Consider the following 19,309-nt stretch of genomic DNA (forward strand, 5'->3'; position numbering starts at 1 on the left):
CCAACATCCCACACTGTGCTCCCCGATGACCTCGGGGGCATCATCCACATCAGTGTAAGGGGGTCATTTTTGGACGCCGATCACCCCGCTACGGGGTCAATTTTGCATGCCGGTTCACAGAAATGCTGGGCGTGCAGACCTTCAAGTGGACTGACCCCGTGCGACAAGGACGTGCGCGCCTCGATCAGGCCAGACTGTTTGGAAACCTCTTCAGCGGGGCCGATCCGTTCGATCTGATCCCGCATCTCATGCAGAAGCGACTGGAAAGCCAGTGGCAGACACGGCAGCGCCGCCCGCTGCGAACCACGGATGAAGTGCTGAACCTGCCCGAGAACCGCCAGTTCATCTTTGCGGATGGCCTGCCGGGGGCGGTGCTGGCGGAACGCGCACCGTACTTCGATCAGCCGTTCATGGCCGGGCGGTATCACCCGAACCCCTATCATCCGCCCTATGACAGGGTGTGCGTCACCGACCATCTGGGCCGGAAACATACCCGTCCTGTCATCCGCGAAGCTGTGCCGGATCGTTTTGCCCACCTGCCGCAATATCGGGATGGGATGTGGTCACATATCGGGGAGAGCGGAGATGCGTGACACCCGCCCCAGTTCCTACAGCTTCCAGCACCGGGGCGAGTTGCCGTCCTATGATGCCGAGTTCACCCGTGATGCCGGACTATCGCGTGAGGCGTTTGAAGAGTTGCGAACAGGCCGGACGCCTGAACCCCGCTTCACGCGCGATCCGTCCGAGCGCGACCAGTGGCATGTAAAGATCAACCGCTTCGATCTGCCTGAACCAAGACCGGAGTTCGCCCCGCCTAACCGCGCGCGCTTCAATGCTGACTGGGAAGAGATGCGCCGCCTGTCCCGCGCAAAGTTCGAGGAACGGCGGCTGAACATCGCCAGTAGGTTCTTCAGACGGGCACGCGACCGATGAACATCAGCAAGTTCTAATCTTCTGATCTTGCTCAATTTTACGTTGAAAAGGAGAAAGCCGATGTGATATGTTCTATCTTTGTTCTTATTCGCTGACGGCATCGCCTCGCGGACCGTAAGAGCAAAACGACAAATCCCGAAAACTAAACCAAGACCTGCGGAAAGGAGCATTTCCATGGACAGTACAACTGTGCCCAACAAACCAATCGAAACCCTGCGCGACAGCCGTCTGAAGGCGAGTATCTGGGAAAACGAGTCCGAGAAAGGCCCATACTACACGGTAACGCTCGCCAAGATATACGAGGACAAGGACGGCCATCTCCAGGAGACCCAGTCCTTCTCGGCAAGCGAGTTGCTGCGCGTGGCGGAACTCGCCCGTGAAGCCCATGGCGTTGTGCGTGATCTGAAACGTGAACGCAGCCAGGAGCGCACGACTGAAAAGGAAGCTGAACAGGCGACCAACCGCTCCCGCTCTGAGCGTCCGGCACGCTTCCGCAGGTGACTAACCGAACAACGGACGGGCGCTTGGCGGTAAAGGGCCGCGCCCGTCCTGACACCCAAGAAAAACATCAAGAAAAGAAAGGACGCACCATGGAAGATAGAGGGAAAACAAAAACAGAGCAAAAAGACCTGAGCACGCTCGGGCCGCCAAGATCACTCGGTGACCGCCTGCTCGAAGACTACGGGGCTGAGCTGAAAGGCGAAGGTCTGACCGAAGAGCAGCAGAGAGAATGCCTGCTCGCCCTGTGGCAGGTGATGGTGGCGTTTGTTGATCTGGGGTTCAGCGTCAAGGCTGGGGATAAACTCTTCCCCGAAAGTGACGTCGGCTTCGATGATGTGCTAAACTACATCTGCCTTGAAGACCTGCCGCGTGAAACAGTCGCATCCCCTGACAATCAACAACAAGAGGAGCGCTGAACATGCCAAAGCCCCAAGCATCACACACAGAAACTTTCCCGGAAACCGACCAGTTGGCCGTCATTTACTGCCGGGTATCCTCGATCAAGCAGACCACGCAAGGCTCTGGCCTCACCTCGCAGGAAGCGCGCTGCCGCGAATATGCCAAGTACAAGGGATACGGGGTAGTCGCGGTGTTCACCGATGACATGTCCGGCGGATCAAGCGCCCGTCCGGGCATGCTGGAGATGCTGTCCTTCCTGCGCAAGCACCGCCGTGCGCCTCATGTGGTCATTATTGACGACATCAGCCGCCTGGCGCGGGGGCTGGAAGCCCACCTGCAACTGCGCGCCGATATCTCCGGTGCCGGGGGACGGCTGGAAAGCCCGTCTATTGAGTTCGGGGAAGATTCCGATTCCATCCTCGTTGAGAACCTGCTCGCCTCGGTGGCGCAACACCAGCGCGAGAAGAACGGGGAACAGACCCGCAACCGTATGCGCGCCCGCATCATGAGCGGTTACTGGTGCTTCAAGGCTCCCTATGGCTACCGCTATGAACGAAAGAGCGGTCACGGCAACCTGTTGGTGCGGGATGAGCCGCTGGCAACGATTATTCAGGACGCACTTGAAGGCTATGCCTGCGGACGCTTTGCCTCGCAGGCGGAAGTGAAGCGCTTCTTCGAAGACCAGCCTGCCTTCCCGAAATGCCTCCCCAACGGTGAAATCCGTCAGCAGCGTGTGACAGACATTCTCACGCGGGCAACCTATGCCGGGTATATCGAGGTGCCGGAATGGGACATCTCGCTCCGCAAGGCCCAGCATGACGGGCTGGTGAGCTTTGCGACATGGAAGAAGGTGCAGGAGAAGCTGAACGGCAAAGCGAAAGCGCCGTTCCGCAAGGACATTGCAGAAGACTTCCCGTTGCGTGGATTCGTTGCCTGCGGGGACTGCGGCAAGTCCATGACCTCGTGCTGGTCGAAAGGCTCCACCAAGTCTTACCCTTATTACCTGTGTGACACGAAAGGTTGCAGCTCCTACCGCAAGTCCATCCGCCGCGCTGATATCGAAGAGGGGTTCGAGTCGCTCCTGCGGAATATGACGCCGTCACGCAACTTGCTCAGCGTTGCCCGCAAGATGTTTGCCGATCTGTGGGACGAGCGACTGGCACGGGCGGAAGCTGACGAACAGGACCTGAAAAAGCGCCTCAGTGAAATCGAGCGCCAGAGTGACGCGCTGCTGGTACGGATCGTGGAGACAGAGAGCGTTCCCGTCATCACTGCATACGAGAAAAAGATCGGCGCGCTTAGCGAAGAAAAGCTGCTCGTCTCGGAAAAACTCGAAAATGTGACGCCGCCTTCGGGCACGTTCGAAAATCTCTTCGAACTGGCCTGGCGGTTTTTGTCAAACCCTTGGAAAATATGGGAAAGTGAGGTCTTGCACCTTCGCAGACTGGTCCTCAGACTGACCTTTGCACAGCAACTCGTATATGACCGGAAAACAGGTTATCGAACGCCGGATTTATCCTTACCGTTCAAACTCTTAAGCCCTTCACAAACTCCTGTTTGTGAAATGGTGCGGGCGGCGGGACTCGAACCCGCACGGGCCAGGCCCTAGCGATTTTAAGTCGCTTGTGTCTACCATTCCACCACGCCCGCACGACGCGCCCTGATGCCTCTACCGCTCAGGACGACGACTGACAACGATCTTCCCGCGTGGGATCCTGCGAAATGACCGCGCTGTGCCCTTTCGTCCCGAAGGGCAACCGGCGCCTTTCCTTTCCCGTCGGCGCGCCTCAGGCGCTCGCCCCCGGCGGGCGCGCCAGGCCGTCTTCCTTGACCGCCTGCATCGCCACATAGGTCGAGGTGGTCGAGACATGCGGCAAGGTCGAGATCTTCTCGGCCAGCACCCGGCGATAGCTGCGCATATCGGCGGTGCGTACCTTCAGCAGATAATCGAAATTCCCGGCGATCAGATGCACCTGCTCGATCTCGGGGATCGCCGCCACCGCTGCGTTGAACGCCTCGAGCGAGGCCTCGCGGGTGTCGAGCATGCGCACCTCGACAAAGGCCACGTGATCGAGCCGCAGGCGGATCGGGTCGAGGATCGCGCGGTAGCCACGGATCACCCCCAACTCCTCGAGCCGGCGCAGCCGCGCCTGTGTGGGGCTTTTCGACAGCCCGATACGACGGGCGAGCTCGGTTATCGAGATTCGCCCTTCGGCTGCTAAGGTGGTCAGAATCGCGCGGTCGAACCGGTCGTATTCTTCGTAGTCGTCTTGCATTGCGTTTCCCGGAATCTTCGGTCGTTTTGATGCGCCTTAAATAGCTCTTAAGGCAAATTGACTTCACGAACCACTCTATCCTGGCAAAAATCACCGGAGACGCCCAATGCCCAAGGACATCGCCCCCGATCTGCGCCATCTGATCGACCACAACACCTATGCCGACGAGGCCGCGACCGTCGCGAAGCTGCGCGAACAGGCGGCACTCTCGCCCGCCGACCGCGGCGAAATCGGTGACCGCGCCGCCAACCTCGTGACCCAGATCCGCGGCAGCACCAAGCCCGGCATGATGGAGGTCTTCCTCGCCGAGTATGGCCTATCGACCGACGAGGGCATCGCGCTGATGTGCCTCGCCGAGGCCCTGCTGCGCGTCCCCGATGCCGAGACCATCGACGCGCTGATCGAGGACAAGATCGCGCCCTCGAACTGGGGCAAGCACATGGGGCGCTCGACCTCGCCGCTGGTCAACGCCTCGACCTGGGCCCTGATGCTCACCGGCAAGGTCCTCGACCCCGAGAAGCGCCCCGGCCCCGCGGGCCACCTGCGCAACGCCATGAAGCGCCTTGGCGAGCCGGTGATCCGCACCGCCGTGGGCCGCGCCATGAAGGAGATGGGCGCGCAATTCGTCCTCGGCGAGACCATCGAGAAAGCGATGAAGCGCGGCAGCGCCATGGAGGCCAAGGGCTACACCTACAGCTACGACATGCTGGGAGAGGCCGCCCGCACCGAGGAGGATGCGTTGCGCTACCTCGAGGCCTATTCCAAGGCCATCTCCGCCATTGCAAAAGCGGCCAAGGCCAAGGACATCCGCGACAATCCCGGCATCTCGGTGAAGCTCTCGGCGCTTTATGCGCGCTACGAGGAGGGCCAGTTCGAGCATGTCATGGAGGTGCTGGTGCCGCGCCTGCTGCGGCTCTGCGAAGAAGCCAAGACCGCCGGCATCGGGCTCAACATCGACGCCGAGGAGGCGGACCGCCTGTCGCTGTCGCTCGACGTGATCGGGCGCGCCTTCGCCTCGCCCACGCTGGCCGGCTGGGACGGGTTCGGCGTGGTGGTGCAGGCCTACGGGCTGCGCGCCTCCGAGACCATCGATTGGCTCTACGCGCTGGCCGAGGCGCATGACCGTCGCATCATGGTGCGGCTGGTGAAAGGGGCTTACTGGGACACCGAGATCAAGCGTGCGCAGGTCATGGGGCTCGAGGGTTTCCCGGTCTTCACCGCCAAGACCAATACCGACATCTCCTACATCGCCAATGCCCGCAAGCTCTTGGGCATGACCGACCGGATCTACCCGCAATTCGCCACCCACAACGCCCACACCGTCGCCGCCGTGCTGCACATGGCTGACAACACCGATGCGTTCGAATTCCAGCGCCTGCACGGCATGGGCGAGACGCTGCACGGGCTGGTCAAGACGAATGCGGGCACCCGCTGCCGGATCTACGCGCCCGTGGGCGCGCATCGCGACCTGCTGGCCTATCTGGTGCGGCGCCTGCTCGAGAACGGGGCGAACTCGTCCTTCGTGAACCAGATCGTCGACGAGGACGTGCCGCCGTCTGTGGTGGCCGCCGATCCGTTCGAGGCCGACGACCAGCGCCCCCTCGCCCGGGGCCCCGAGCTGTTTCACCCCGAGCGCGAGAACTCCAAGGGCTTCGATCTGACCCACCGTCCGACGCTGGCCGAGATCGACGCCGCCCGCGCACCGTTCCGCAGTGCGCCGTGGCAGGCCGGGCCGATCACCGCTGTCGAGGCTCCGCTCGGCGCGACCGAGACGGTGCCGAACCCGGCCGATCCGTCCGATGAGGTGGGCCAGATCACCTGGGCCAGTCCCGAGACCGTCGCTGCCGCTGCCGAGGCTGCGCAGCCGTGGCAGGCCAGCCCTTCGGACCGGGCCGCGGCCCTGCTCAAGGCCGCCGATCTCTATGAAGCGCATTACGGCGAGATCTTCGCAATGCTGCACCGGGAGGCCGGCAAGACCCAGCTCGACGCCGTGGCCGAGCTGCGCGAGGCGGTTGATTTCCTGCGCTACTACGCCGAGCGCGCCGAGGGGGCCCCGCCGCGCGGGGTGTTTGCCTGCATCTCGCCGTGGAACTTCCCGCTGGCGATCTTCACCGGCCAGATCGCCGCGGCGCTGGCCACCGGCAATGCCGTGCTGGCGAAACCCGCCGAGCAGACCCCGCTGATCGCGTGGCGCGCGGTGCAGCTGCTGCACGAGGCCGGGGTGCCGCGCGAGGCGCTGCAACTGCTGCCCGGTGCCGGCGACGTGGGCGCTGCGCTCACCTCGAACAGCCGCGTCTCGGGCGTCGCCTTCACCGGCTCCACCGACACCGCGCAGATCATCCACCGCGCGATTGCCGAGCATCTCGACCCCGGCACCCCGCTGATCGCCGAGACTGGCGGGCTCAACGCGATGATCGTCGACAGCACCGCCCTGCCCGAGCAGGCGATCCGCGCCATCGTCGAGTCGGCCTTCCAGTCCGCCGGCCAGCGCTGCTCGGCGCTGCGCTGCCTCTACGTGCAGGAAGACATCGCACCGCATTTCATCGAGATGCTGGAAGGCGCGATGGAGGCGCTGCGCCCTGGCCAGCCATGGGACCTCTCAACGGATCTCGGCCCGGTGATCGACGCCGAGGCGCATGACGGCATCCATGCCTATGTCGAGGCCGCCCGCGCCGAGGGCCGGCTGATGAAACAGATCGACGTGCCGCGCGCCGGGCATTTCATCGGGCCCGCGCTGGTCCGGGTCGGCGGCATCGAGGATCTCGAGCGCGAGATCTTCGGCCCGGTACTGCATCTCGCCACCTTCAAGGCCGACGCACTCGACAAGGTGATCGACGCCATCAACGCCACCGGCTACGGGCTGACCTTCGGGTTGCAGACCCGTATCGACGACCGGGTGCAGCACGTGACCGAGCGCGTCGAGGCCGGCAACCTTTACGTAAACCGCAACCAGATCGGCGCCATCGTCGGCAGCCAGCCGTTCGGCGGCGAGGGGCTCTCGGGCACCGGTCCCAAGGCCGGCGGGCCGCTCTATTGCGATCGCTTCCGGACACATGCCGCATCCGAGGCCCCCGGCAGCTGGTCCACCGCCGAGCTGCCTGCGCGCCTCGCGGCGGCCATCGACGGGGCAGCCCCCGGCGCGGCACCCAAGCTCACCGAACTGCCCGGGCCGACCGGCGAGGCCAACCAGTACACCAGCTTCGCCCGGCCTCCGGTGCTCTGCCTCGGGCCGGGCTCGGACTGCGCCGCGGCGCAAGCCGAGGCGGTGCGCAAGCTGGGCGGCGTCGCTGTGACCACGCAAGGCAAGCTGGCGCCCGAAGCGCTGGCGGCGCTCGACGGCATCTCGGCGGCGCTCTGGTGGGGCGACGAAGCGGAGGCGCGCGCCTATCGCGCTGCGCTCGCCGGGCGAAAAGGGCCGATCCTGAGCCTGATCACCGGCCTGCCCGACACCGGCCACGCCCGCGCCGAGCGCCATGTCTGCATCGACACAACCGCCTCGGGCGGCAACGCCGCACTCCTTGGCGGCAACATGTGAGGCGCGCCGGGCGCGGCCCCCTGCCGCGCCCCGTTTCACCTGCAAGAGCTTGACGCGGCGCGGTTCCGCGCCAAGCTACTCTTCATGTTTCCGATCCGCGATCACAACCCGTCGGGCCGCACGCCCTATGTCACCTACGGGCTGATCGTGGCCAATATCGTGATCTTCATCAGCTACTGGGGCCTGTTTCAGAACCCGCGCGCGCTCAACGCCTTCTTCATCGACTGGGCGCTGATCCCGGCGCTGGTCACCGAGGGCTATGGCTTCAGCGGCCTTCTGACCTCGATGTTCCTGCATGGAGGGCTCACCCACCTTGCCGGCAACATGCTGTTCCTTTTCATCTTCGGCGACAATATCGAGGATGCGCTGGGGCACGTGAAATACCTTGGCTTCTACCTCGCCTCGGGCCTGATCGCGGCGCTGGTGCACTACGTCTCTGCGCCGCTTTCACCGATTCCGACCGTCGGGGCCTCGGGCGCCATCGCCGGGGTCATGGGGGCGTATCTGCTGATGTTCCCCAAGGCCCGCGTCGACATCCTCGTGATCCTGATCGTGATCTTCAAGATCATCCCGGTGCCCGCCTGGATCATGCTCGCCGTGTGGTTCGGCCTGCAGCTCTTCGGCGGCTTCGGCCCCGCCGGAGACGGCTCGGGCGTGGCCTACTGGGCGCATCTGGGCGGCTTCGTCGCCGGCATGGCACTGATCGCGCCCACCTGGCTGCGCCGCGGCGGCCCGGCCTTCTGGAGCCGCACCCACGGCCATCCGCCCCACCCGGCGGGCCGCTACACCGACACCACACGCATTCCAAGAGTAGGACGCAGACGATGACAGAGGCGATGCCCGAGCCGGTGAAGGTCACCTGCCATTGCGGCGCGGTGGAGCTGCGCGTGACGCTGTCCGACGGGCTCAACACCGCCCGCCGCTGCGATTGCTCGTTCTGCCGCCGCCGCGGCGCGCCCGCGGTCTCGGCGCCGCTGGACGGGCTCGAGGTGGTGAAAGGGGCCGACAAGCTCACGCTCTACCAGTTCGGCACGATGACCGCGCAGCACCATTTCTGCTCGGTCTGCGGCATCTACATGTATCACCGGAGGCGCTCGAACCCCAACGAGTACGGGGTCAACATGGGCGCCATCGAGGGGGTGAACCCGGCCGAGCACGAGCCCATCGGCTGGTCCGACGGGGTCAACCATCCCTCCGACCGGTAACGCCCGGCCGCGGGCCGGGGATGCCTCCGGCGGGAGTATTTGGGACGTAGAGAAGATGCGGGCGTGGTGCGGGTCGGCAGCGGGTCTGCGCGATACGCCGAGATAGCAGCGCCGGGCCGCAGGCGAGGAACGCCTCCGGAGGGAGTATTTTTCCGACGTAGAGAAGACAAGGGCGCGGCGCGCGTGCCCAGCGTCAGACCTCGCGGATGATCTTGGCGAAGCCGTCGAAGATCGCGTTGTTGGCGCAGAGCAGCGAGCCGCTCTCGAGCGGATCTTGGCCGGCGCGGACGCCGTCGACCAGAGCACCGGCCTCGAGCGCGATCAGGTAGCCCGCGGCGATGTCCCAGAGCTTCAGCTCGCGCTCCCAGTAGCCGTCAAAGCGGCCGGCGGCGACATAGGCCAAATCCAGCGAAGCGGCGCCCCAGCGGCGCACGCCGGCGCATTCCGGCATCAGCTTGGCGAAATCCTTCAAGGTCGCCGGCAGGGTGTTCTTGGCGGCATAGGGGATGCCGGTGGCGAAGATCGCCTCGATCATCCGCGAGCGGCCCGACACGCGCAGGCGGCGCGAGTCGTTGAGCCATGCACCGCTGCCCTTCTCGGCGTAGAACATCTCGTCCTTGGCCGGGTCGTAGACCACCGCGGAGACGATCTGGCCCTTGTGCTCGAGCGCGATCGACACCCCCCAATGCGGCAGGCCGTGCAGGAAGTTGGTGGTGCCGTCGAGCGGATCGACGATCCAGCGCCGCGTCGGATCTGCGCCATCCTGCGCGCCCCCCTCCTCGGCCAGCCAGCCATAGGTCGGCCGGGCGCCCAGAAGCTCCTCCTTGAGGATGGTCTCGGAGGCGATGTCGGCGCGGCTGACGAAGTCGCCTGCACCCTTCATCGAGACCTGCAGGTTCTCGACTTCGCGGAAATCCTTGACCAGCGAGCGGCCCGCCTTGCGCGCCGCCTTGATCATGATGTTGAGATTTGCACTGCCCTGCATGGTCGGATTCCCGGAAATGGTTCAGGCCGCGCGTATACGCGGCCTGTCGGAATTTGCCAAGGGGCGCGGCGCCAGTTGGTTGGCCTCAGTTGATGACCACGCCCTTTTCGCCCTCGGGGGCGTAGGCGCGCGGCAGGTAGCTGTTCTGCGTCGCCACGACCGGGCGCGGAGCCGAGACCGGGTTGTAATAGGTGCCCGCCGTCGGCACACCGCAACAGATCACCCCGCCCACGATCACCGGCTGCTTGCCGGCCGGACAGTAATTTGCCGCCGGATAGGCCTGAATCAGCGGCTGGCGGCTGGCATCGGCGGTGGCGTCGCCCTTGTAGGCATCGTCCCAGGCCAGCGCCTGCGAGGCGGAAATCGACAGCGCCGCGGCTGCAGCGAGAAAGGTGAAGGCGCGCATCTGGTCCCCCGTAAACCGGATTGGTGAAAATTATCTCTTCAAGTCAGGGTATCAGCGCCCCTGACCGAGTCAAACATCTTGGCGAAAATAAGGCATACCCGGCTCGGCAAGGCGCAATTCCCGAACAATCCCGATCAAGACGCGGAACTGTTCGCAAAACCCTGTCACTTTTTCAGCAGCCGGTCCGCCCGCTTGCGCACCAGCACGCTGCGCAGATCGTGCATCGCCAGAAGCAACGCGTCGGTGACCTCGTCGAGCTGCGCGTCGCTGGCCTTGGACTGGGCCCATTGCGTCGTGAGGTTCAGCCCGTCGATGGCGCGGTGGATGTCGTCCATGTCGCGCATCTCGAGAAGCGCCTGCCGGTCGGTCATCCAGCGCCGGATCGCGCTCAGGTCGGCATCGCTGAGCACCCGGTCGCCATGCGGCTTGATCTCGCCGCGGTTGACGTTGACCACGGCGATCTGGTCCATCTCGATGCGGCGCTGGCGGTTCTCGGTATCGACCCGGAACACCGTCGCGCCGTTCTCGCGAACACGGAAATAGTAGTCGGGCAGATCGCTCATCCACGCGCCTCCGTCTCATCCATCACTCGCCACAGCGAGCCATCCTCATCCACCAGCGCGAACATGCGCGGCGCATCCTCGAGCCTGAAGATGCCGGTCAGGCGCGGCACCGAGGTCGCATCGACCGGCAGGCCGGCCTGCGAGAACCGGGCATGCAGCGCCTCGAGGTCGTCGCAACGCAGGCAGGCCGAGAACCAGCTCTCGCGCGGGTCGAGCCCGGGATGCGGGAAGAACTCCACCTGCGTGTCGCCGAAGCCGAGGATCATCCAGCCCTCGTTGCGAAACCGGGTCTCGAACCCGAGCCTCGCGTAGAACGCCTCGGTCGCGCCGAAATCCCGCGACGGCAGGTTGGCCGTGACCACTGCCCTCATGCGAGACCGGCGCAGAACGCCGCGATCCGGTCGCAGGCCTTTTCCAGGTTCTCGTCCGACGTGGCATAGGAGATGCGGAAGTTCGGACTCAGACCGAAGGCCGCGCCGAACACCACCGCGACGCCGTTCTCTTCCAGCAGCGCGGTGCTGAACGCCTCGTCGCTGTCGATGAGCGTGCCGCCTGCCGAGGTCTTGCCCAGCAGCCCCTCGATCGAGGGGTAGACGTAGAACGCGCCCTCGGGCACCGGGCAGGTGATGCCGTCGACCGCGTTGAGCCGCGAAACCACGAGATCGCGGCGGCGCTTGAACGCCTCGGCGCGCGGGGCGAGGTAATCCTGCGGGCCGTTGAGGGCCTCCACCGCCGCCCACTGGCTGATCGAGCAGGGGTTGGTGGTCGATTGCGACTGGACCTTGCGCATCGCGGCGATGAGCTCGACCGGGCCGCCGGCATACCCGATGCGCCAGCCGGTCATGGCATAGGCCTTGGAGACCCCGTTGCAGGTCAGCGTGCGCTCATAGAGCGCCGGCTCGACCTGCGCGGGCGTGCAGAATGCGAACCCGTCATAGGCGAGGTGCTCGTACATGTCGTCGGTCATCACCCAGACATGCGGGTGACGCATCAGCACCTCGGTGAGCGCTTTCAGTTCGTCCCGGGAGTAGCCCGCGCCGGTGGGGTTCGAGGGCGAGTTGAACAGGAACCACTTGGTCTTCGGCGTGATCGCCGCCTCGAGCAGTTCGGGCGTGATCTTGTAGCCGAGCTCGGGCTTGCCCTCGATGATCACCGGAGTGCCCTGCCCCAGGAGCACCATGTCGGGATAGCTCACCCAGTAGGGCGCCGGAATGATCACCTCGTCGCCTGGGTTCAGCGTCGCCATGAAGGCATTGTAGAGCACCTGCTTGCCGCCGGTGCTGACGCTGATCTGCGCCGGCGCGTAGTCGAGCCCGTTCTCGCGCTTGAACTTGGCGCAGATCGCCTGCTTCAGCTCGGCGATGCCGTCGGGCGCCGTGTATTTCGTTTTTCCCGCATGGATGGCCGCAATCGCGGCCTCCTTGATGTTCTCAGGCGTGTCAAAATCGGGTTCGCCGGCGCCGAGTCCGATCACGTCCTTGCCCTGAGCCTTGAGCTCGGCGGCAAGCTGGGTCACCGCCACGGTGGGCGAGGGTTTGACGCGGGCGAGGGTGTCGGAGAGGAAAGCCATGGGGCACCGTTTGTATTGAGATCAGGACTGTCATAGGGTGCGCCCAGCACCCGTTCAAGCGGCATCCGCCGCAAGGTCAGCGGCCCCCGAGGGCCGGGAGGAGCGCAGAATGAACGACACCACCGACTGGTATGGCCCCGACGCCGCCACCTTTGGCGACCGCATCGCCGCCGCCCGCGAGGCTGCCGGCATGGGGCAGGAGAAACTGGCCCGCCGCCTCGGCGTGAAGCTCAAGACGCTGCACGGCTGGGAAAACGACCTTGCCGAGCCGCGCGCCAACAAGCTGCAGATGCTCGCCGGGCTGCTCAACGTGTCGATCGTGTGGTTGCTCACCGGCGAAGGCGAGGGCATATCCGGCCCGGAAGAGACCGAGGCCGCCCTGCCCGCCGATGTGAACGACGCGCTGCTGGAGATCCGCGCCCTCAAGACCCAGATGCAGACCGCCGGCGACCGGCTCGGCCGGCTGGAAAAGACCCTGCGCCAGCTGCTCAAGGAGGACGCATGACCGAGACCCCGGAAAACCGCCTGAAGAGGCTGACCATGCGGTCGATGCGCCGTGGCATCAAGGAGATGGACATCATCCTGATGCGCTATGCCGATGCCCGGCTCGCGGCAATGGACGCCGCGCAGCTCGACGCCTACGAGGCGCTGCTCGAGGAGAACGACCAGGATCTCTACCAGTGGGTCTCGGGCCAGCGCCCGGCCCCGGAGGCGCTGCGGCCGCTGATCACCGATATCTCGCAGGTCGCCTGCAATCCCTGAGGTCGGGACGGTTTTTCATGTCTTTGGCGTGATTTAACCGATTGTTGGTGTTTTTCCCGCAAACCTGCCTGTCACAAGGAACAGGCGGAGACGGTGATGAGCATTCATGCCTCCATGGGGAAGAAGCCGCTCAGCGGCTACATGACCGGCTATCTCGAGACGCTGTCGCTCGTGGAACGACTGCACCGGCTTCTGCTTGATGTCATAAAGGACGAATTCGAGCGCACGGGCCTGCTCGACATAAACGCGGTGCAGGCCCTTCTGCTCTACAACATCGGCGACAACGAAGTGACCGCGGGCGAGCTGAAATCGCGCGGCTACTATCAGGGCAGCAATGTCAGCTACAATCTCAAGAAACTGGTCGAGATGGGCTACATGCATCACCAGCGCTGCGAGATTGATCGCCGCTCGGTGCGGGTTCGGCTGACCGCCAAGGGACGCGACGTGCGCGACATGGTGCAAACCCTGTTCGAGCGGCATTCAGAAGGGCTCGAGGGGCGCAACGTCATCGATCTCGACGGGCTCGACCACATCAACACATCCCTGCGCCGGCTCGAACGGTTCTGGACCGACCAGATCAGGTACATTTACTAGCGCCGGGCGCAGTCTCCACCGCCGCCAAGGCCGCCTAGCGCAACTCCGGCCGGTCACCGGCCTGTCCCTCCAGCCCACCGATGATCATGTCGTTGAGTTCGCGGAAGAGCTTCAGCGTCATCGCACGGCGGAAATCGCTGTAGCCCTGCGCCACCTCCACGAAAGCGCCCGGCCCGTGCGCCACCTCGCCGCGGAAGTACTCCACCACCCGCGGATCGGAGCCCAGCACCGCCAGCCCGTTCACCGTCACGTCTCCGAAGGGAAAGTGCAGATAGGCCTGCTGCGGGCGGAAGCCGTCATTGGTGATGCCATCGCCCGAGACATCGATCACCCGCCGCGCGCAGACCGGGGCACGGTCGAGCATGGCGGAGCCATACCCCAGCGCATAGCCCATCGCGGTGGGAAAACGGTTGTGACTGCGTGGCGCGGCAAGGATCTGCCCGATCGCCTGATCAAGCGTCGGCTTGTCGCCGAGCACCGTCCAGTCGAGCACGACGGTCGACTGCCGCCGCCCGCTCCACTCGTAGACCCCGAGCGCAACGCGCCCGTCGCCCTCAAGGATCGAGCGCGCGATGTCGGGATCGGCCAGCGCCGCGGCCAACCCCTCCTTCTGCAGGCGGTACTCCTCCTCGTCCACCGAGGAGGAGACATCGAGCGCCAACAAGAGCGCCAGCCGACAGCCCTCCGCCACGGCTGCCCCGCTCCAGAGCGTGAGCCCCAGAGCGGCCGCGGCCGCGAGACGAAGGGCCGCCGCGCTTACCAATGGCCCGTGTTTTCCATGCTGGCCCAGGGCTCCTGCGGCTCAAGCGCGTCGCCCTCCTGCAGCAGCTCGATCGAGATGTTGTCGGGCGAACGCACGAAGGCCATGTGCCCGTCCCGCGGGGGGCGGTTGATGGTCACGCCGTTGTCCATCAGCGTCTGGCACATCTCGTAGATGTTCGGCACCGTGTAGGCGAGATGGCCGAAATGGCGCGAATCCGAGGGCAGGCCGTCGTCGCCGTCCCAGTTGTAGGTCAGTTCCACGTCGGCGGTGCCGTCCGCCTGATCCGGCGGGCACAGGAAGACCAGGGTGAAACGGCCCTTCTCGCTCTCGGTACGGCGGCGCTCGACGAGACCCAAGAGCTTGTAGAACGCGATCGACGCGTCGAGGTCCTTCACCCGGACCATGGTGTGCAGATACTTGATGCCCATGGGGCATGCTCCTTCTTTCCAGTTCTTGCCCAGAGAGTAGACAGCATGGCGCATATGTCGAGGGCCGAGGTGACCGTCGATAATCCCGCACCGCAGCCGGCCCGGCCAAAACGCAGGCTCGGCCACACCATCTAGTTTCCATCTCCGCCGCTTTCCGCCATATATGGGGCTTACCGACTCGCAGACCGAAGAAGGGATTCCCCATGCCGCTCAGCCCGGAACAGCAGGCCGAAATCGACGCGCAGCGCAGCGAGACGCAGCCCACCCTGCGCGCCGTCTCCGCCGGCATGGAGGCGCATCTCTACACCGCCAAGCCGGTGCTCGATCACGGCTTCGTCCGGGTCATCGACTACATGGGCGACGACGCGGCGATCTGCCAGGCGGCGCGGGTTTCCTACGGGCGCGGCACAAAGTCGGTCAGCAATGACGAGGGGCTGATCCGCTACCTGATGCGGCACTGGCACTCGACCCCGTTCGAGATGTGCGAGATCAAGCTGCACGTAAAGCTGCCGATCTTCGTGGCGCGGCAGTGGATCCGCCACCGCACCGCCAACGTCAATGAATACTCCGCCCGCTACTCGATCCTCGACCGCGAGTTCTACATCCCCGCACCCGAGCATCTGGCGGCGCAGTCGGTGACCAACAACCAGGGCCGCGGCGAAGCGCTCGAGGGAGCCGAGGCCGACCGCGTGCTGCGCTACCTGCGCGACGACGCGATGCGCGCCTTCGACCACTACGAAGAGATGATCTCGACCGAGGACCAGCAGGGCCTCGCGCGCGAGCTGGCGCGGATGAACCTGCCCGCCAACACCTACACCCAGTGGTACTGGAAGGTGGACCTGCACAACCTGCTGCACTTCCTCCGCCTGCGCGCCGACAGCCATGCTCAGTACGAGATCCGCGTCTACGCCGACGCGATCTGCGAGATGGTCGCCGACTGGGTGCCCTTCGCCTACAAGGCCTTCGAGGATTACCGCATGGGCGGTGCCCAGCTGTCATCCACCGCGCTCGACTGCGTGCGCCGGATGCTGAAGGGCGAAGAGGTCTCGCAGGAGACCTCGGGCATGTCCAAAGGCGAGTGGCGCGAGTTCAAGGCAGTGCTCGACGGGGAAGGCTGAGGGCCTTCCCTAGGGAAGCGCGGAGCCATTTTGCGAAACGATCGGAACCGCCGCGCATCGCTGGACCGCGGGGCGGCGAAACCACTGTGGAATCCCTCGATTTATCCGGGCCAAGTCCGAAAGACCTCGAAGCTGAGTGCCCAGCCCTTCCAGATCGCCGGCCCGTGCGGGCGGGTCATGACGGAGGCATGCTTCCAGCATGACCGATGGCGCGCCTCTCAGCGTTTGCTTGCCAACGCCTGCCGGCAACACATCGCGAAACGCGATGTGTGAGAGGCGGCCTTCGGCCTTGGTTCCGCGCAGGACCCGTTTGATCGCCCCTTTACTCCGCCGCCTCGACCAGCGGCAGGCCCCCGATCCGCGCCAGCAGCGAGATGATCTCGTCCACGCCCTTGCCCTGCCGCAGCGAGGCGAAGACGAAAGGCCGTCCGGCGCGCATCTTGGTGGCGTCGCGCTCCATGACATCGAGCGAGGCGCCGACATGGGGCGCGAGGTCGGTCTTGTTGATGACAAGGATGTCCGACTTGGTGATCGCCGGGCCGCCCTTGCGCGGGATCTCCTCGCCGGCGGCGGTGTCGATCACGTAGATCGTCACATCGGCCAGCTCGGGCGAGAACGTGGCCGAGAGGTTGTCGCCGCCGCTCTCGATCAGGATCAGGTCGAGATCCGGGTGCACCTCGTTGAGCTCGGCGATGGCGGCGAGGTTGATCGAGGCATCCTCGCGGATCGCGGTATGCGGGCAGCCGCCGGTCTCTACCCCCTTGATGCGGTCGAGCGGCAGCACCTGCTGCCGCATCAGCTCCTCCGCATCCTCGCGGGTGTAGATGTCGTTGGTGACCACCGCCATCGACAGCCGGTCACGCAGGGCGCGCGCAAGCGCCGCGGTCAGCGTCGTCTTGCCGGCGCCAACCGGGCCACCGAGGCCGACACGCAGGGGTCCGTTGGGGGATGCCATCATCTCTCTCCGTTATGATCTGAGGCCATGATCCGGGGTCATGATCTGAATAGCCGGGAATACAGCATGTCATGGCGCTGACTGGCGATGTCAATGAGCGGCGCGAAGCCGCCCAGATCGTCGAGCTCCGCCTCAAGCGCACGCCCGGCCAGCTCGGCGCAGAGCGGCGCCAGCGCCTGCACCACGCGCTGCCCATCGGTCTGACCGAGCGGGATCAGTCGCACGCCGGCGCCCGCGAGGTTCGCGGCAAAGGCTTGCAGGTAGAGCCGCAGCGCTTCTTCCAAGGGCAGCTCCAGCGCCTGCACCGCGAGCCCCACCGCCACCGGGTAGGGCGCGGCCGGGATCTCGCGCCCCCAGACCTCCGAGACCGTGGCGGCAAAGGCCCGCCCCTGCTGCTCGGTCTCGAGCCGCCGCTCGGCCGAGGGCGAAAGCGCCAGCCCCAGCTCCGAGAGCATGGCGGCGTCCGCGCCCTGTGCCGCCTGCGCCAGCAGGACCGCGTCGGACCAGCCCGCGCCGTGTCGCAGCACCGCCTCGAGCCAGCCTTGCAGGGCGCCGGCGTCGCCCACCTGCCCCGCCTGCACCGCTGTTTCCAGCCCATGCGAATAGGCGAAGGCGCCGACGGGGAAGGCCGGCGAGAACAGCTGGTGCAGGGTGAGCGAGGCGTCAGTGCTCATGGTCGTGGTGATGATGCCCGTGGTCATGGTCATGCGCATGCGAGTGACCGTGGGAATGCCCCTCCGGCCCGTGGCTGTGCGAGTGGTCATGGCCGTGGGTCCGGCCGTGGCCGTAGGCGCCGCCCTCCGGGGTGAAAGGCTCGTCGACCTCCGTGACGGTGGCGCCGATGCGCTGCAGCATGTCGCGGATCACGTGATCGCGCTGGATCAGCAGCCGCACGGCTTCAATCTGGCAGGGGGTGTGGCGGTTGCCGATATGCCACGCGATGCGCGGCAGGTCGTCCCCGCTCACCGCCAGCAGAGGCTCGGACGCCGCCACCACCTCGACCAGCCGCCCGTCGGTGAGCCGGAAGGCATCGCCGTGATCGAGGCTTTCTGTATGGGCCAGGTCGACGAGAAAACCCGCACCGGATCCCGCGGTCAGCACCTTGCGACGCAGGAACCGGTCCTCGTAGGACAGGGTCACGGTGTCCGAGGCGGTCTCCCAGTGGCCCTTGCGGGCGATCTCGTGAGCGGTGGGCAACTGGGTCATGTCAGGTCCTTGGTCTTGGAAACGGCGCGACGGCAGGGCCGCGAAACGAAGAAGGCCACGGCCCGGACGATCCCGGGCGCGTGGCCTTGATGCATGTCTCCGGCGCGCGCGTCAAAGCGCGCTGCGCGGGCAGAGATCAGAGGTAGTAGACGTCGTGGAAGACGTGGCGCACGATGTCCTCGCGGCGGATGCCACGCTCGGCCAGCTCGGCGTCGGACAGGCGCTGCAGCGCTTCGATGCGGCGCAGGCGCGGGTTCGCTTCGCCCATCGCAACGATCACGTTGCCGATCGAGGTCAGAAGACGGGTAAAGAACGGTGCGGCGACGTGGCGCTCGCTTGCGGTCATGAATGCCATTTGTAGGAACCTTCCTATTGATGTTCAGGTCCCCTCCCTTGCCAACAAGGTAAGCGATGCTGCCCGAGTTCTCAAATGCTGCATCTGCATTGTCGGGTTTCTGCAGGTGCATAGGTCGCAGATGGTTCAATATTAAACTTTCCACTGGTTTCCCGCTCATCGCACCGCCTTGACGCTGGTATATATGTAACGGTCTTCGCCATGCGCATGGCTGGACTGCACCAGATAGGACACTCCGAGCTCGGGAAGCCAGTTCACGTAGTCGGTCACCTCGTAGGGATCGGGGCTGTAGGTCTGGACCACCGGAATCATGTCGAACGTGCATTTGCCCAGCCCGATCTCGGTGACCGGCCCGAACGCATAGCTCTGGCGCTCGGGCTCCGAGCCGCCGCCTTCCTCCACGGTGACGTCGACCGCCCAGTCGCCTTCCGGAGTCGGGCGCGGCATCTCGGCCGCGGGCATCGGATAGGAGAAGCGCACCTGCGTCTCGGGCAGCAGCTCGCCCTCGGCCAGCCCCACGTTGTCGAGCACGTAGAGCCCCTGCCCCAGCAGGATGCGGCTCTCCTCGCTGCCGCTGGTGTAGGTCGAGAGCACCACGTTCTCGCTCACCCGGCGGAACAGCTCGGTGTCTCCATCGAGGGTGCGAAACAGGATCCCGGTATCGAGATCCTCGGCGGTCGGGCAGACGGCCGGCGCCACCGTGGGCAGCGCCAGCGCGACGAGGGGCGCAAAGAGCTTCATGCCGAGCCCTCTAC

At 65.3% G+C, this 19,309-nt stretch carries 25 protein-coding genes and 1 tRNA gene; 12 read left to right on the forward strand and 14 right to left on the reverse strand.

Features of this window, described 5'->3' with window-relative positions; translation table 11 throughout:
- Window positions 1-122: 122 nt before the first annotated feature.
- The 5 genes from JF542_RS20260 (at window position 123) to JF542_RS20280 (ending at window position 3,442) form a co-directional block, all read left to right on the forward strand.
- Entirely contained in the window at window positions 123-593 is a 471-nt protein-coding gene (locus tag JF542_RS20260) for a type IV secretory system conjugative DNA transfer family protein (RefSeq protein ID WP_207077201.1), read from the forward strand.
- Window positions 586-933 (forward strand): hypothetical protein, encoded by a 348-nt coding sequence (locus JF542_RS20265; protein WP_207077202.1) that lies wholly within the window; start codon window positions 586-588, stop codon window positions 931-933. The genes JF542_RS20260 and JF542_RS20265 overlap by 8 nt, the downstream gene beginning before the upstream one ends.
- 174 nt (window positions 934-1,107) lie before the next feature.
- Window positions 1,108-1,434, forward strand: coding sequence for a hypothetical protein (locus JF542_RS20270; protein WP_207077203.1), 327 nt, complete (start codon window positions 1,108-1,110; stop codon window positions 1,432-1,434).
- A gap of 23 nt (window positions 1,435-1,457) precedes the next feature.
- The gene (locus JF542_RS20275) at window positions 1,458-1,850 is read left to right on the forward strand and encodes a hypothetical protein (protein ID WP_207077204.1); all 393 of its coding nucleotides are present in this window, start codon (window positions 1,458-1,460) and stop codon (window positions 1,848-1,850) included.
- A gap of 2 nt (window positions 1,851-1,852) precedes the next feature.
- Complete coding sequence (locus JF542_RS20280) at window positions 1,853-3,442, forward strand: recombinase family protein (RefSeq protein WP_207077257.1); 1,590 nt, start codon at window positions 1,853-1,855, stop codon at window positions 3,440-3,442.
- On the opposite strand, the gene JF542_RS20285 is transcribed toward JF542_RS20280, so the two are convergent.
- Both JF542_RS20285 and JF542_RS20290 read right to left on the reverse strand, forming a co-directional pair.
- A tRNA-Leu gene (locus JF542_RS20285) sits at window positions 3,399-3,483 on the reverse strand. The two genes, JF542_RS20280 and JF542_RS20285, sit on opposite strands and share 44 nt — an antisense overlap.
- A 137-nt stretch (window positions 3,484-3,620) precedes the next feature.
- Window positions 3,621-4,109, reverse strand: coding sequence for an Lrp/AsnC family transcriptional regulator (locus JF542_RS20290; protein ID WP_007798062.1), 489 nt, complete (start codon window positions 4,107-4,109; stop codon window positions 3,621-3,623).
- 106 nt (window positions 4,110-4,215) lie between these two features.
- On the opposite strand from JF542_RS20290, the gene putA reads away from it, so the two are divergent.
- From putA to JF542_RS20305, 3 genes are all read left to right on the forward strand, one after another.
- Complete coding sequence (putA, locus tag JF542_RS20295; RefSeq protein ID WP_207077205.1) at window positions 4,216-7,644, forward strand: bifunctional proline dehydrogenase/L-glutamate gamma-semialdehyde dehydrogenase PutA; 3,429 nt, start codon at window positions 4,216-4,218, stop codon at window positions 7,642-7,644.
- A gap of 84 nt (window positions 7,645-7,728) precedes the next feature.
- Entirely contained in the window at window positions 7,729-8,472 is a 744-nt protein-coding gene (locus JF542_RS20300) for a rhomboid family intramembrane serine protease (RefSeq protein WP_207077206.1), read from the forward strand.
- Between the two features lie 8 nt (window positions 8,473-8,480).
- Window positions 8,481-8,849, forward strand: a complete 369-nt coding sequence (locus tag JF542_RS20305; RefSeq protein WP_207077258.1) for a GFA family protein — start codon at window positions 8,481-8,483, stop codon at window positions 8,847-8,849.
- Between the two features lie 193 nt (window positions 8,850-9,042).
- Here the strand turns inward: JF542_RS20305 and JF542_RS20310 are convergent, their stop codons facing one another.
- The 5 genes from JF542_RS20310 to JF542_RS20330 form a co-directional block, all read right to left on the reverse strand.
- Window positions 9,043-9,834, reverse strand: coding sequence for an inositol monophosphatase family protein (locus tag JF542_RS20310; protein ID WP_007798052.1), 792 nt, complete (start codon window positions 9,832-9,834; stop codon window positions 9,043-9,045).
- Window positions 9,835-9,919: 85 nt separating this feature from the next.
- Window positions 9,920-10,240, reverse strand: coding sequence for a hypothetical protein (locus JF542_RS20315; RefSeq protein WP_007798048.1), 321 nt, complete (start codon window positions 10,238-10,240; stop codon window positions 9,920-9,922).
- Between the two features lie 164 nt (window positions 10,241-10,404).
- Complete coding sequence (locus JF542_RS20320) at window positions 10,405-10,803, reverse strand: hypothetical protein (RefSeq protein ID WP_007798047.1); 399 nt, start codon at window positions 10,801-10,803, stop codon at window positions 10,405-10,407.
- Window positions 10,800-11,174 carry a bleomycin resistance protein gene (locus JF542_RS20325; protein ID WP_207077207.1) on the reverse strand — a complete coding sequence of 125 codons (375 nt, stop codon included), beginning with the start codon at window positions 11,172-11,174 and terminating at the stop codon, window positions 10,800-10,802. Before JF542_RS20325 ends, JF542_RS20320 begins: the two co-directional genes overlap by 4 nt.
- Window positions 11,171-12,373 (reverse strand): pyridoxal phosphate-dependent aminotransferase, encoded by a 1,203-nt coding sequence (locus JF542_RS20330; RefSeq protein ID WP_207077208.1) that lies wholly within the window; start codon window positions 12,371-12,373, stop codon window positions 11,171-11,173. Before JF542_RS20330 ends, JF542_RS20325 begins: the two co-directional genes overlap by 4 nt.
- 109 nt (window positions 12,374-12,482) lie before the next feature.
- On the opposite strand from JF542_RS20330, the gene JF542_RS20335 reads away from it, so the two are divergent.
- From JF542_RS20335 to JF542_RS20345, 3 genes are all read left to right on the forward strand, one after another.
- The gene (locus JF542_RS20335; protein WP_007798036.1) at window positions 12,483-12,878 is read left to right on the forward strand and encodes a helix-turn-helix domain-containing protein; all 396 of its coding nucleotides are present in this window, start codon (window positions 12,483-12,485) and stop codon (window positions 12,876-12,878) included.
- Window positions 12,875-13,135: a succinate dehydrogenase assembly factor 2 gene (locus JF542_RS20340; protein WP_007798034.1), complete on the forward strand. Its 261-nt coding sequence runs from the start codon at window positions 12,875-12,877 to the stop codon at window positions 13,133-13,135. The genes JF542_RS20335 and JF542_RS20340 overlap by 4 nt, the downstream gene beginning before the upstream one ends.
- Before the next feature lie 96 nt (window positions 13,136-13,231).
- Entirely contained in the window at window positions 13,232-13,729 is a 498-nt protein-coding gene (locus JF542_RS20345; protein WP_007798032.1) for a MarR family winged helix-turn-helix transcriptional regulator, read from the forward strand.
- 34 nt (window positions 13,730-13,763) lie between these two features.
- On the opposite strand, the gene JF542_RS20350 is transcribed toward JF542_RS20345, so the two are convergent.
- Window positions 13,764-14,492: a DUF1194 domain-containing protein gene (locus JF542_RS20350; protein ID WP_207077209.1), complete on the reverse strand. Its 729-nt coding sequence runs from the start codon at window positions 14,490-14,492 to the stop codon at window positions 13,764-13,766.
- Window positions 14,486-14,920: a VOC family protein gene (locus JF542_RS20355; RefSeq protein ID WP_207077210.1), complete on the reverse strand. Its 435-nt coding sequence runs from the start codon at window positions 14,918-14,920 to the stop codon at window positions 14,486-14,488. Before JF542_RS20355 ends, JF542_RS20350 begins: the two co-directional genes overlap by 7 nt.
- 203 nt (window positions 14,921-15,123) lie before the next feature.
- Here JF542_RS20355 and thyX point away from each other — a divergent pair, with 203 nt between their 5' ends.
- Entirely contained in the window at window positions 15,124-16,038 is a 915-nt protein-coding gene (gene thyX, locus JF542_RS20360) for an FAD-dependent thymidylate synthase (protein WP_007798024.1), read from the forward strand.
- 322 nt (window positions 16,039-16,360) lie between these two features.
- On the opposite strand, the gene ureG is transcribed toward thyX, so the two are convergent.
- From ureG to JF542_RS20385, 5 genes are all read right to left on the reverse strand, one after another.
- Entirely contained in the window at window positions 16,361-16,993 is a 633-nt protein-coding gene (ureG, locus tag JF542_RS20365; protein ID WP_040545316.1) for an urease accessory protein UreG, read from the reverse strand.
- 38 nt (window positions 16,994-17,031) lie between these two features.
- Complete coding sequence (locus tag JF542_RS20370) at window positions 17,032-17,706, reverse strand: urease accessory protein UreF (protein ID WP_242533862.1); 675 nt, start codon at window positions 17,704-17,706, stop codon at window positions 17,032-17,034.
- Window positions 17,657-18,199, reverse strand: a complete 543-nt coding sequence (gene ureE, locus JF542_RS20375; RefSeq protein ID WP_007798016.1) for an urease accessory protein UreE — start codon at window positions 18,197-18,199, stop codon at window positions 17,657-17,659. The genes JF542_RS20370 and ureE overlap by 50 nt, the downstream gene beginning before the upstream one ends.
- A gap of 136 nt (window positions 18,200-18,335) precedes the next feature.
- Entirely contained in the window at window positions 18,336-18,554 is a 219-nt protein-coding gene (locus JF542_RS20380) for a DUF1127 domain-containing protein (protein WP_207077211.1), read from the reverse strand.
- Between the two features lie 156 nt (window positions 18,555-18,710).
- Complete coding sequence (locus JF542_RS20385) at window positions 18,711-19,295, reverse strand: hypothetical protein (protein ID WP_207077212.1); 585 nt, start codon at window positions 19,293-19,295, stop codon at window positions 18,711-18,713.
- Between the last annotated feature and the right edge of the window lie 14 nt (window positions 19,296-19,309).

The sequence above is a fragment of the Salipiger bermudensis genome, from assembly GCF_017309175.1.
GTDB lineage: Bacteria > Pseudomonadota > Alphaproteobacteria > Rhodobacterales > Rhodobacteraceae > Salipiger > Salipiger bermudensis.